The sequence below is a fragment of the Pseudomonas sp. NY15372 genome, assembly GCF_048068215.1.
GTDB lineage: Bacteria > Pseudomonadota > Gammaproteobacteria > Pseudomonadales > Pseudomonadaceae > Aquipseudomonas > Aquipseudomonas guariconensis_A.
In genome coordinates this window covers 1-12,779 of sequence record NZ_JBLUPY010000060.1, presented here as the reverse complement: position 1 = coordinate 12,779, position 12,779 = coordinate 1, and the positions used below count along the sequence as shown (strand labels likewise).

Below are 12,779 nucleotides of genomic sequence, written 5' to 3'. Positions count from 1 at the left end.
GTGAGCGCCGCCATGGCGAATGGATATTTCGCTATTTCAATGCAGTCGATAAATTGTTGGTTTTGACGTAAGCGCAAAGTCCATTTGCGATGGCGACGCTGATTCACCTTTGCGCCCTTACGGCGGGTCACTTTTTGTCAAACGCGACAAAAAGTAACCAAAAAACGCTGGCTCCTGCATCCGGCCCCTGCGCTGCGCTCCGGGTCAATGATTGGGGCCGCTACGCGCCCCATCGCGGCACAAGGCCGCTCCTACAGGATCACGCAAAGCTTGCCACTGGCGGGCTGTCTGTGGGAGCGGGCTTGTCCCGCGATCAAGGGCGAAGCCCTTGCCAGAGGACGGAATACCCGGCCCGCCCCAATCGCGGGACACGTCGGATCGCCGCACCGCCGCTCCCACAGGCGCCTGCAAATGGGTTGAAGCTTGCCTCATTCCCATGCGAATTTGTGGCTTTGCGCGCTGTGCGTGCCTCCAATCGAAAAGCCCAACCAGGTACACGGACGATGAGTCACCCCTCGCAATTCACCCTGCTCGGCAAGCGGCGTTTCCTGCCGTTCTTCATCACCCAGTCGCTGGGCGCTTTCAACGACAACCTGTTCAAGCAGTCGCTGATCCTGGCGATCCTCTACAAGCTGAGCCTGGAGGGCGACCGCTCGATCTGGGTCAACCTCTGTGCGCTGTTGTTCATCCTGCCGTTCTTCCTGTTCTCGGCGCTGGCCGGGCAGTTCGGCGAAAAGTTCGCCAAGGATGCGCTGATCCGTGTGATCAAGCTGGCCGAGATCGTCATCATGGCCATCGGCGCCACGGGCTTCGTCACCGGCCACCTGCCGCTGATGCTGCTGGCGTTGTTCGCCATGGGTACCCACTCGGCGCTGTTCGGCCCGGTGAAGTACTCGATCCTGCCCCAGGCCTTGCAGGAGGAGGAGTTGGTAGGCGGCAACGGCCTGGTGGAGATGGGCACCTTCCTGGCGATCCTGGCCGGGACCCTTTGCGCCGGGGTGATGATGTCCTCCACGCACTACGCCACGGTGGCCGCCACCGGCGTAGTGGCTACCGCGGTGCTCGGCTACCTGGCCAGCCGCTGGATCCCCCGGGCTGCCGCAGCTGCGCCGCAGATGAAGCTGGACTGGAACATCTTCAAGCAATCCTGGGCCACCCTGCGCCTGGGCCTGGGGCAAACCCCAGCGGTGTCTCGCTCGATCGTCGGCAACTCCTGGTTCTGGTTCGTCGGCGCCATCTACCTCACTCAGATTCCCGCCTATGCCAAGGACTGGCTGCACGGCGACGAAACCGTGGTGACCCTGGTGCTGACCCTGTTCTCGGTGGGCATTGCCCTGGGGTCGCTGCTGTGCGAGCGCCTGAGCGGGCGCAAGGTGGAAATCGGCCTGGTGCCGTTCGGCTCCTTCGGCCTGACGCTGTTCGGCCTGCTCTGGTGGTGGCATTCCGGCGATGTGCCGGTGGGCGCCGTGCCCCACGACTGGCTGGCGTTGCTGGGCATGGGCCAGGCCTGGTGGATCCTGCTGTCGATCGTCGGCCTGGGTGTGTTCGGCGGTTTCTACATCGTGCCGCTGTATGCATTGATCCAGGCACGCACCCCCGAAGACCAGCGGGCCCGGGTGATAGCCGCCAACAACATCCTCAATGCCTTGTTCATGGTGGTTTCGGCCATCGTCACCATCGTTCTGTTGAGCCTGGCCGAGCTGAGCATCCCGCAGCTGTTCCTGGTGGTGTCGCTGCTCAACATCGCGGTCAACGCCTATATCTTCCGTATCGTGCCCGAGTTCACCATGCGCTTCATGATCTGGCTGCTCAGCCATTCCATGTACCGCGTGGAGCACCGCGACCTCGAGCGCATCCCCGACGAAGGCGCGGCGCTGCTGGTGTGCAACCACGTGTCGTTCGTCGATGCGCTGCTGATCGGGGGGGCCATTCGCCGGCCGATACGCTTCGTCATGTACTACAAGATCTACAACCTGCCTGTGCTCAACTTCGTCTTCCGCACGGCCGGGGCCATCCCCATCGCCGGGCGTGGCGAGGACGAAGCCACCTACGAACGCGCCTTCGCCCGTATCGCCCAGTACCTGGCCGACGGCGAGCTGGTGTGCATCTTCCCCGAGGGCAAGCTCAGTGCCGATGGTGAAATCGATGTGTTCAAGGGTGGCGTGAGCCGCATCTTGCAGGAAACCCCGGTGCCGGTGATCCCGCTGGCGCTGCAGGGGCTTTGGGGCAGTTTCTTCAGCCGCGACCCGAACAAGGGGTTCTTCAGGCGCCTGTGGTCGCGGGTGACCCTGGTGGCTGGCGCCGCCGTCCCGGTGGACGCGGCGCAGCCCGAGGCACTGCGCGAGAAGGTCTGTGCCTTGCGCGGCGACGCGCGTTGAAAAGGGTAGAGGTGAAGGTCAGCCGGTGCTGACCTTCAGGCCGACCAGGCCGGCGACGATCAGCGCGACGCTGGCCAGGCGCATGAACGCCATGGATTCGCCGAACAAGATGATCCCGGCGATCACCGTGCCTACGGCACCGACGCCGGTCCACACCGCGTAGGCGGTACCCAGCGGCAGTTCCTTCATGGCCAGGCCCAGCAGGCCCAGGCTCACGGCCATGGCGGCGACGGTCAAGGCGGTGGGCAGGGGGCGGGTGAAACCGTCGGTGTACTTGAGGCCTACGGCCCAGCCCACTTCGAACAGGCCGGCGAAGAACAGGATGATCCAGGACATGATGAGTCTCCATCGTGGCTAAGGATGGGGCCGTCCCCGGAATGGTCACGCAGTGCGTCGTGAGGTCGTCCTCACAGTGCGCACTATACTGCACATCTGCTTAGACCACGGCAAGCCCGACTGCCCCATCGCCGGCACGCCGGCGCCCCCATTTGCCCCCTGTGGGAGCCGGCTGGCCGGCGATGGGGCGCAAGGCACAGCGAGGCCTCAGACCCCCTGCGGAATCTCCTCGCCCCCCAGCGCCTCGAACAGCGCCGGCAGGAACTCGGTGAAGGTCATCATCATCAAGGTGAAGCTGGCGTCGAACTGCTGCTGGGCTTCCTCGCCGCCGTCCTGTTCGGCCTGCTCCTGCAGCAGTTCCTCGAACTTAAGGCGCTTGATCACGGTCTTGTCGTCGAGCACGAACGACAGCTTGTCCTGCCAGGCCAGGGCCAGCTGGGTGACCACCTTGCCGGTGCCCAGGTGCAGCTGGATCTCTTCGCTGGCCAGGTCCTGGCGCTTGCAGCGTACGATGCCGCCGTCTTCATGGGTGTCGCGCAGCTCGCACTCGTCCAGGACGAAGAAGTCGGCGGCCGGTTCCTGGGTCTTGACCCAGTCGGTCATGGTCGCGCTCGGGGCGGTCTTGACCGTTACCGGACGCACCGGCAGCGAGCCCATCACTTCACGCAGGGTCGACAGCAGGTCCTCGGCTCGCTTGGCGCTGGCCGAGTTGACCAGGATCAGGCCCAGGCGAGGGGCAATGGCGGCGAAGATCATCGAGCGGCGGATGAAGGCGCGCGGCAGGAACGCCTGGATGATCTCGTCCTTGATCTGGTCGCGTTCCTTTTTATAGACCTTGCGCATCTGTTCGGTCTCGATCTCTTCGACCTTTTCCTTGACCGCATCGTTGACCACGCTGCTGGGCAGGATGCGTTCTTCCTTGCGGGCAGCGATCAGCAGGAAGTCACCACTGACGTGCACCAAGGGAGCGTCCTCGCCTTTGCCGAACGGGGCGACGAAACCATAGGTGGTCAGCTCCTGGCTGGCACAGGGGCGGGCTGGCTTGCTGGCCAGGGCGGCTTCCAGTGCCTCGGGCTCGAACGGGACGTCCTGGGTCAGGCGGTAGGTCAGCAGGTTCTTGAACCACATGAGGGGGAATCTCTCCTTAATGCATAAGGCGGGCATTATTCTCCGAGCGGTGGCTCCAGGCCAACCCTGTCAGAGGGCCAGCAGCCTCCTATTAAAGTGGAAAAGGCCGGTTGCGCTAGGTCTTTGAAAGATCTGAAAAAAAATTTGAAAAAAGTGCTTGCCAGGGTGGAGGGTCATCCGTAGAATGCGCGCCACACCGAGACGTTGGGTGATTAGCTCAGCCGGGAGAGCATCTGCCTTACAAGCAGAGGGTCGGCGGTTCGATCCCGTCATCACCCACCACTTCTCGATGTTTAGCGCAGCGGTAGTTCAGTCGGTTAGAATACCGGCCTGTCACGCCGGGGGTCGCGGGTTCGAGTCCCGTCCGCTGCGCCATATTCCAGCTTCCAGGGCCCACTGAACACCCGGAAGCCACAAAGAAAGCGACCTTAGGGTCGCTTTTTTTATTTCTGCTGCCTGATGTTGTCGTCAGGGTAGGTCGTGAGGCGGTTGTTGCCTGTGAGATCGCGCGCGGGCGGCGCTCGATCTTACAGGCGCCAAAGCTGCTACGGCGAACCATCTCACATGCCACCAATTGGTGCGAGCCCATCGGTTGAGTGCCATTTCTGTGCCGGCCCTATCGCGGGGCAAGCCGTTTTTGTTCCCCTCAAGGACACTGGAGTCCCTGTGGGCGGGCTGATGCCTGCAATTGGCCCAGTACTTGCTGATGCTCCTGCATCCAGGCCATCAACGCCGATGGCCTCCACGACAAAGGCGCCGTGCTGCCCCTCCTGCTTCTGCAGGGCGGGGCGGCCGGCGCCTTTTTTCGTTCATGCGGCCAGGAGATCGACCGATGAGCAGCAGCGAAGTGCGCAGTGTTTGCCCATATTGCGGGGTAGGGTGCGGCATCGTCATGACCGTGACGGACGGCAAGGTCACCAAGGTCAGCGGTGACAAGCAACACCCGAGCAATTTCGGTCGCCTCTGCACCAAGGGCCAGACTGCCCACCTGCCACTGACCGCCGCTGGGCGCCTGACCCACGCATTCGTCCGCCAGCAGCGCCATCAAGAGCCCGTGCAGGGCACCCTGCACAGCGCCATCGAACAGGCCGCCGGCCGACTGCGAGGGATCATCGACGCCCATGGCCCGGACGCAGTGGCACTCTATGTGTCCGGGCAGATGTCGCTGGAGGCCCAGTACCTGGCCAACAAGCTGGCCAAGGGGTTCATCGGCACGCGGCACATCGAATCCAATTCGCGCCTGTGCATGGCCAGCGCCAGCAGCGGCTACAAGCAGTCCCTGGGTGCCGACGGGCCACCGGGCAGCTACCAGGACTTCGAGCACGCCGAGGTGTTCCTGGTGATCGGTGCGAACATGGCCGACTGTCACCCGATTCTCTTCCTGCGCCTGCTCGATCGGCTCAAGGCCGGCGCCAGGCTGATCGTCGTCGACCCCCGGCGCAGCGCCACCGCCGACAAGGCCGACCTGTTCCTGCAAGTGCGCCCGGGTACCGACCTGGCCCTGCTAAACGGGCTGCTGCACCTGTTGCACCGCAACGGCCATACCGATGCCGACTTCATCGCCCGCCACACCGAAGGCTGGGAGGCGATGCCCGCTTTCCTCGAGGCCTATACACCGCAACGGGTCGCCGCCATCACCGGCCTCGCCGAGGCCGACATTCGTCAGGCCGCCGACTGGATAGGCCGCGCCGGCAACTGGATGAGCTGCTGGACCATGGGCCTGAACCAGAGCATCCACGGCACCTGGCACAGCAATGCCCTGTGCAACCTGCACTTGGCCACCGGTGCCATTTGCCGCCTGGGTAGCGGCCCGTTTTCGTTGACCGGCCAACCCAATGCCATGGGCGGGCGCGAGATGGGCTATATGGGGCCTGGGTTGCCGGGCCAGCGTTCGGCGCAGGTCGCCGCCGACCGTGCCTTCGTCGAGCAGCACTGGGGGCTCGCCCCGGGCAGCCTGCGCAACGAGAGCGGGGGCGGCACCGTGGCGTTGTTCGAACAGATGAAGGCTGGCTGCATAAAGGCCTGCTGGATCATCTGCAGCAACCCGGTGGCCAGCGTCGCCAATCGCCAGCAGGTCATCGACGGCCTGGGCCAGGCGGAACTGGTGATCGTTCAGGATGCGTTCCTCGACACTGAGACCAACCGCTACGCCGACATCCTGTTGCCCGCCGCCCTCTGGGCCGAGGGCGAGGGGGTGATGGTCAACAGCGAGCGCAACCTGACCCTGATGTCCCAGGCGGTCGAGCCGCCCGGCCAGAGCCTGGCGGACTGGCAGATCATCGCGCGCATCGCCTGTGCCATGGGCTACGCGGAGGGATTCGACTACCCCCACGCCGAGGCCGTGTTCGACGAGATCCGCCGCTTCTGGAACCCGGAAACCGGTTACGACCTGCGCGGTATCGGCTACCCCGAGCTGCGCGAGCGCCCCCGCCAGTGGCCCTGCGCCCCGGGCCGCGACCATGACCGCAGCCCGCTGCGTTACCACAACGATGGCGTCAGCCAGCACCTGCTGACTGCTGGCCAGGGCGCCCGGCCGGCCCTGGCGTTTCCCACGCCCAGCGGCAAGGCACGTTTCCTGGCACGCCCGTGGCTGCCGCCGACCGAACTGCCTGACGCGCAGTTCCCGCTGGTGCTCAATACCGGGCGCGTGCAGCACCAGTGGCACACCTTGACCAAGACCGGCAAGATCCCCAGCCTGAACAGGCTCGATCCGGGGCCCTTCGTCGAGCTCAACCCCGCGGACGCCGCGCGTCTGGGTATCGCCGAGCACGACCAGGTGGCCATCCGCTCCCGTCGCGGGCAGGCGGTGCTGCCGGCGCGGATCAGCGACCGGGTACAGGCGGGCAACTGCTTTGCACCTTTCCACTGGAACGACGTTTTCGGCGAGCAATTGGCGATCAACGCGGTGACCTGCGACGCCGTCGACCCGACCTCGTTGCAGCCGGCCTACAAACACTGTGCCGTGGCTCTGGAACGGGTCGGTGGAGCGCGTATCGAGGTGCTCGACCTGACGCCGCCGACGGTTGCCGAAGACGCCTGCGATGCCGCCCGCCACCGCGTGCTCTGGGCCTCGCAGACCGGCAACGGCGAAAGCCTGGCCGAGCGCTGCGGGCAAAGCCTGCGCGAGGCGGGTTTGGCGGTCGAGGTCAGCTGCATGGAGGCGATCAGCCCGCGCCAACTGCAAGGCGCCGCCAGTGTCGTACTGATCGCCAGCACCTTCGGTGACGGCGAAGCCCCTGCCAGCGGTGCAGGTTTCTGGCAGGCCCTGCAAGGCGAGCAGGGCAGCCATTGCGCTGAATTGCCCTATGCCGTGCTAGCCCTAGGCGACTCCAGCTATGACCAGTTCTGCGGCTTCGGCCGCAAGCTCGATTCGCGGCTGGCCGAGCTGGGGGCTCGCCGGTTGTTGGACCGTGTCGACTGCGAGCCCGACTTCGACGAGGCTTTCGCTGCCTGGCTCGATGCCTTGCTTGCGCAGCTGGGGGCAGCACCGGTCAGGGCCTCGCGCAAAAGCGTTGGCGGTGCAGCATTCGACAAGCAGCGCCCGTTGCCGGCCAGGCTGGTGGAAAACCGCCTGCTCAATGGCCCAGGCGCCAGCAAGGAAACCCGTCAGCTGGTATTCGACCTGGGCGACAGTGGTTTGAGCTACCAGGCCGGTGATGCCCTGGGCGTCTGGCCTCGCAATTGCCCGGCGCTGGTCGAGGAGCTGCTCGGTTTGATGAGGCTGGACGGCCAGGCCATGGTCGAACTCAAGGGGCACGCACCGATGCCCTTGGCCGTTGCCCTGGAGCGGCACCTGGACATCACCCGGGTCACTTCCAGCCAGCTGGAGGTTTTCAGCCAGGCGAGCAGCGACCTGCGGGGCATGCTGTTGCCCGAGCGCAAGGCCGACCTGAAGCACTGGCTCTGGGGCCGGCAACTGGCCGATGTCCTGGGCGAGTTTCCCCAAACGCTGTCGTTGGCCGAATGGCTGGAGCTGCTCAAGCCGTTGCAGCCCCGGTTGTATTCGATCTGCTCGAGCCCCATCGCGCACCCCGGCCAGGTTCACCTGACGGTCTCCACGGTGCGCTATGGCGCGCGCAAGGGCGTGTGCTCGACCTTCCTCGCCGACCGCGCCGAAGGGGTCGAGGTGGCGATCTTCCCCCAGGTGGCGAAACACTTCCGCCTGCCCGAGGACGACCGTACGCCGGTGATCATGGTCGGCCCCGGCACGGGCATCGCGCCGTTCCGGGCCTTTCTCGAAGAGCGCCAGGCGCGTGGGGCGAGCGGGCGCAACTGGCTGTTCTTCGGCGAGCAGCACGAAGCCTGCGACTTCTATTACCGCGACCAGTTGCTGGCCTGGCAGGCCAGCGGCCACCTGCACCTGAGCACCGCGTTCTCCCGCGACCAGGCGTCCAAGGTGTATGTCCAGCAGCGCATGCTGGAGCAGGGCGCGCAGCTGTGGCGCTGGCTGGAGGAGGGCGCCTACTTCTACGTGTGTGGCGACGCCATGCGCATGGCCAAGGATGTCGACGCCGCCTTGCGCCACGTCGTGGCCGAGCACAGCGGCATGGGTAACGAGGCTGCCCAGGCCTATGTGGACGCCTTGAGCAAGGCCGGCCGCTACCGGCGCGATGTGTACTGAGTGCCCCAGGATGAGCAGGCGTGCACAGGATTGGGGCGATTTGTTTGGCGCAACTGCTTTGGGGACCGCCATCACCCACCTCAAGACCTAGCTCCTAGCAGAGTTGGCACACTCCCTGCTTTTGAACACTGACAACATGCCCTGCTGATCAACGGCGACCAGCCCGGGCCCAAACTGATGAGAACAGGCAAAGGCGCCTGGAGCTTCGGCTCCAGGCGCCTTTTTTTTCGCGAGGATCGGCTATGAAGGCAACAGCGAACAGCGGGCAACGGGAGCGACTGGTCATCGTCGGCAACGGCATGGTCGGCCACCACTGCGTCGAACAACTGATCGAGCGCGGCGCGCTGGCGCGCTTCGAGCTGCGGGTGTTCGGCGAAGAGCGCCAGCGCGCCTACGATCGCGTGCATCTCTCCGAATACTTCGGCGGCAGCGATGCCGAGGCCCTGGCGATGTGCGAGCGGGACTTCTACGACCGCCACGGCGTGCACCTGCACTTGGGCGAGGCCGTACTGGAAATCGACCGCGAACGCGGCGAAGTGGTCACCGCCGAAGGACGCTATGGCTATGACCACCTGATTCTCGCCACCGGGTCTTATCCCTTCGTGCCGCCGATCGAAGGTTCCAGCGGCACCGCACGTCTGGTCTATCGCACCCTGGACGACCTCGACGCCATCCGCGCCGCAGCCGGCAACGCCCGCCGAGGCGTGGTGGTCGGCGGTGGCCTGCTTGGCCTGGAGGCCGCCAATGCCTTGAAGTCCCTGGGCCTGGAAGCCCACGTCGTGGAATTCGCGCCGCGGCTGATGCCGGTGCAGCTCGATAGCGAGGGTGGTGCTGCCCTGCGCGCGCAGATCCAAGCGCTGGGCGTGGGCGTGCACCTGTCCCGGGCCACCCAGTCGATCAGTGCTGGCGAGGCCTACCGCTACCGCATGAACTTCGACGGCGGCGAGCACCTGGAAACCGACCTGATCGTGTTCTCCGCAGGCATCCGCCCCCAGGATGCCCTGGCCCGCACCTGTGGCCTGGAAATCGCCGCCCGGGGCGGCGTGGTGATCGACGGCGATTGCCGCAGCAGCGACCCACGCATCTTCGCCATCGGCGAATGCGCGTCGTGGAACGGCAGTGTGTTCGGCCTGGTGGCGCCAGGCTACGGCATGGCCCGCAACCTGGCGGCACTGCTGGCAGGCGAGCCTGCGCAGGCGTTCGCCGGTGCCGACATGTCCACCAAGCTCAAGCTGCTGGGGGTGGATGTCGGTTCCATCGGCGATGCCCACGGCGCCACGCCGGGCGCGCGCAGCTATCGCTTCATCGACGAGGCCAACGCGGCCTATCGCCGGCTGGTGGTGGATGCCAGCGGCAAGCGCGTGCTCGGCGCGGTGCTGGTGGGCGACAACAGCTATTACGACACCCTGCTGCAATACGTGCAGAACGGCATCGCCCTGCCGGCCGACCCAGCAGCGCTGATCCTGCCGCAGGGCGGCGCAGTACCCGCCCTGGGCGCCGATGCGCTGCCCGACAGCGCGACCATCTGCTCCTGTCATAACGTCAGCAAGGGCGCGGTCTGCGCCGCTATCGACAGCGGCTGTGCCGACCTTGCCGCGGTCAAGGGCTGCACCAAGGCCGCCACCGGTTGCGGCGGCTGTGCGGCCCTGCTCAAGCAGGTCTTCGAGCACGAGCTGGGCGCCCGTGGCGTGGCCGTGGACAAGAGCCTGTGCGAACACTTCGCCTACACCCGCCAGGAGCTCTACGCGCTGGTCCGGGTCGAAGGCATTCGCACCTTCGCCGACCTGCTCGCGCGCCACGGCAAGGGCCACGTCGGTTGCGACATCTGCAAGCCCACCGTCGGCTCGATCCTCGCTTCCTGCTGGAACCAGCCGATCATGGACCCGTCCCTGGTGCCGCTGCAGGACACCAACGACACCTTCATGGCCAACATGCAGAAGAACGGCACCTACTCGGTGGTGCCACGTATTCCCGGCGGCGAGATCACCCCCGACAAGCTGATCGTGATCGGCCAGGTGGCGAAGAAATACGACCTCTATACCAAGATCACCGGCGGCCAGCGCATCGACCTGTTCGGCGCACAATTGCACGAGCTGCCCTTGATCTGGGGCGAACTGATCGAGGCCGGGTTCGAGACCGGGCATGCCTACGGCAAGTCGACCCGCACGGTGAAGTCCTGCGTGGGCAGCACCTGGTGCCGCTACGGCGTGCAGGACAGCGTCGCCATGGCCCTGCGCCTGGAAGACCGCTACAAGGGCCTGCGCTCACCGCACAAGCTCAAGTTCGCGGTCTCCGGCTGCACCCGTGAATGCGCCGAGGCGCAGAGCAAGGACATCGGCGTCATCGCCACCGACAAGGGCTGGAACCTGTACGTCTGCGGCAATGGCGGCATGCGCCCGCGGCATGCCGAACTGTTCGCCACGGACCTCGACGACGAAACCCTGGTGCGAATCATCGACCGCGTGTTGATGTTCTACATCCGCACCGCCGACAAGCTGCAACGAACCTCGGTCTGGCGCGAGAGCCTCGAAGGGGGGCTGGACTACCTCAAGCAGGTGATCCTCGACGACAGCCTGGGCCTGGCCGGCGAGCTGGAAGCACAGATGCAGCATGTGGTCGACCGCTACGAGTGCGAGTGGGCCAATGCCCTGAAGGACCCGGAAAAGCTCAAGCGCTTCCGTACCTTCGTCAACGACCAGCGCCCCGACCCGGACGTGCACTTCGTGCGTGAGCGCGAGCAGCGCCGGCCGGCCGCACCCTTGCACCTGATCCCAACCACCCAGGAGGCTGTCTGATGAAACTGTCCAACGCTGCTGTCGCAACGCAACCCGGCTGGCAAACGGTCTGCCGGCTCCAGGACCTGGTCGCCGACTCCGGCGTGGTGGTCTGGCATGAGGGCGAACAGGTGGCGCTGTTCTACCTACCCGGCCAGGCCCAGCCGCTGTACGCGCTCGACAACCGTGACCCGCGCTCCGGCGCCAATATCATCGGCCGTGGCCTGGTCGGCAGCCTGCAAGGGCAGTTGGTGGTCGCGGCCCCGCTGTACAAGCAGCATTTCAGCCTGCACGACGGGCATTGCCTGGAAGATGCGGCGCAGGCCTTGCGCGTATGGCCGGTGCGCCTTTGCGGCGATGCGGTGGAGCTTGCGGCGTGCGCTTGAAGGGCAGGGCGTGAAGTTGCGAGCTGCCAGGCAGGACGGTTCGCCTCAGCGACTGGGAAATATCCGTGAACTTATCGGACTTTCCTGGCTCTCATGCCGGTAGCCATTGGTGATGGCCGCCTGCTAAGCTCGCGGCTTTACCTGATTGCCCTTATGGCGCATGAACAAGGAACTAGCATGAAACAGCATCGTTTGGCGGCTGCGGTTGCCCTGGTTGGTTTGGTCCTCGCGGGCTGCGACGCTCAGACCAGCAGCGTCGAGCTGAAGACTCCGGCACAGAAAGCCTCCTACGGTATCGGCCTGAACATGGGCAAGAGCCTGGCTCAGGAAGGCATGGAAGACCTAGATTCCAAAGCGGTGGCCCTCGGCATCGAGGATGCGGTGGCCAAGAAAGAGCAGCGCATCAAGGACGAAGACCTGGTAGCGGCCTTCACCGACCTGCAGAAGCGCGCCGAAGAGCGCCTGGCCAAGGCCAGCGAGGAAGCGGCCAGCGCCGGCAAGAAATTCCTCGAAGAGAACGGCAAGAAGCCAGGCGTGGTCACCACCGCCTCGGGCCTGCAGTACGAAGTGGTCAAGAAGGCCGACGGCCCGCAGCCCAAGCCGACCGACGTGGTCACTGTCCACTACGAAGGCAAGCTGATCGATGGCAAGGTGTTCGACAGCTCCGTCGAGCGTGGCAGCCCGATCGACCTGCCGGTCAGCGGCGTGATCCCGGGTTGGGTCGAAGGCCTGCAATTGATGCACGTTGGCGAGAAGTACAAGCTGTACATCCCGGCTGACCTGGCCTACGGCGCCCAGAGCCCGAGCCCGCTGATCCCGGCGAACTCGGTACTGGTCTTCGACCTGGAACTGCTGGGCATCAAGGACCCGGCAAACGCCCAGGGCGAGGCGCCGGAAGCCGAAGCGCCAGCGGCTGAAGAACCCGCCAAGTAATTACCGCGCAAGTAACAACAGGGGCCGCTTCGCGCCCCATCGCGGGACAAGCCCGCTCCCACTCTCTGTAGGAGCGGCCTTGCGCCGCGATGGGCCGCAAAGCGGCCCTTTATCATGGTGCGCCAGGCATGGCGCGTTGCGCGCAAGCGCAACCTGCTTGGCTGTGGTGGTCGAGTGGGTGACTTGGAGGTGAAAGTCCTCTACACACCCGGCAAGGGGAAGT

At 65.3% G+C, this 12,779-nt stretch carries 7 protein-coding genes and 2 tRNA genes; 7 read left to right on the top strand and 2 right to left on the bottom strand.

Annotated features, from left to right (window positions below; translation table 11 throughout):
• Positions 1-503: 503 nt before the first annotated feature.
• Complete coding sequence (locus ACNFG0_RS22300; protein ID WP_196167374.1) at positions 504-2,378, top strand: MFS transporter; 1,875 nt, start codon at positions 504-506, stop codon at positions 2,376-2,378.
• A gap of 18 nt (positions 2,379-2,396) precedes the next feature.
• On the opposite strand, the gene sugE is transcribed toward ACNFG0_RS22300, so the two are convergent.
• On the bottom strand, positions 2,397-2,714 hold the full coding sequence (sugE, locus tag ACNFG0_RS22295; RefSeq protein WP_196146053.1) for a quaternary ammonium compound efflux SMR transporter SugE: 318 nt from the start codon (positions 2,712-2,714) through the stop codon (positions 2,397-2,399).
• Between the two features lie 207 nt (positions 2,715-2,921).
• The gene (gene rdgC, locus ACNFG0_RS22290) at positions 2,922-3,842 is read right to left on the bottom strand and encodes a recombination-associated protein RdgC (protein WP_084858652.1); all 921 of its coding nucleotides are present in this window, start codon (positions 3,840-3,842) and stop codon (positions 2,922-2,924) included.
• 206 nt (positions 3,843-4,048) lie between these two features.
• Here rdgC and ACNFG0_RS22285 point away from each other — a divergent pair.
• From ACNFG0_RS22285 to ACNFG0_RS22260, 6 genes are all read left to right on the top strand, one after another.
• Positions 4,049-4,124: transfer RNA gene (locus ACNFG0_RS22285), tRNA-Val, on the top strand.
• A gap of 16 nt (positions 4,125-4,140) precedes the next feature.
• Positions 4,141-4,217: transfer RNA gene (locus ACNFG0_RS22280), tRNA-Asp, on the top strand.
• A 457-nt stretch (positions 4,218-4,674) separates the two neighbouring features.
• Complete coding sequence (locus ACNFG0_RS22275) at positions 4,675-8,463, top strand: molybdopterin-dependent oxidoreductase (protein ID WP_416766445.1); 3,789 nt, start codon at positions 4,675-4,677, stop codon at positions 8,461-8,463.
• Positions 8,464-8,705: 242 nt separating this feature from the next.
• Positions 8,706-11,258: a nitrite reductase large subunit NirB gene (gene nirB, locus ACNFG0_RS22270; protein WP_196146055.1), complete on the top strand. Its 2,553-nt coding sequence runs from the start codon at positions 8,706-8,708 to the stop codon at positions 11,256-11,258.
• Positions 11,258-11,623 carry a nitrite reductase small subunit NirD gene (gene nirD / locus ACNFG0_RS22265; RefSeq protein WP_196146056.1) on the top strand — a complete coding sequence of 122 codons (366 nt, stop codon included), beginning with the start codon at positions 11,258-11,260 and terminating at the stop codon, positions 11,621-11,623. The genes nirB and nirD overlap by 1 nt, the downstream gene beginning before the upstream one ends.
• Positions 11,624-11,800: 177 nt before the next feature.
• Complete coding sequence (locus ACNFG0_RS22260) at positions 11,801-12,556, top strand: FKBP-type peptidyl-prolyl cis-trans isomerase (protein ID WP_084858656.1); 756 nt, start codon at positions 11,801-11,803, stop codon at positions 12,554-12,556.
• The last annotated feature ends 223 nt before the right edge of the window (positions 12,557-12,779 follow it).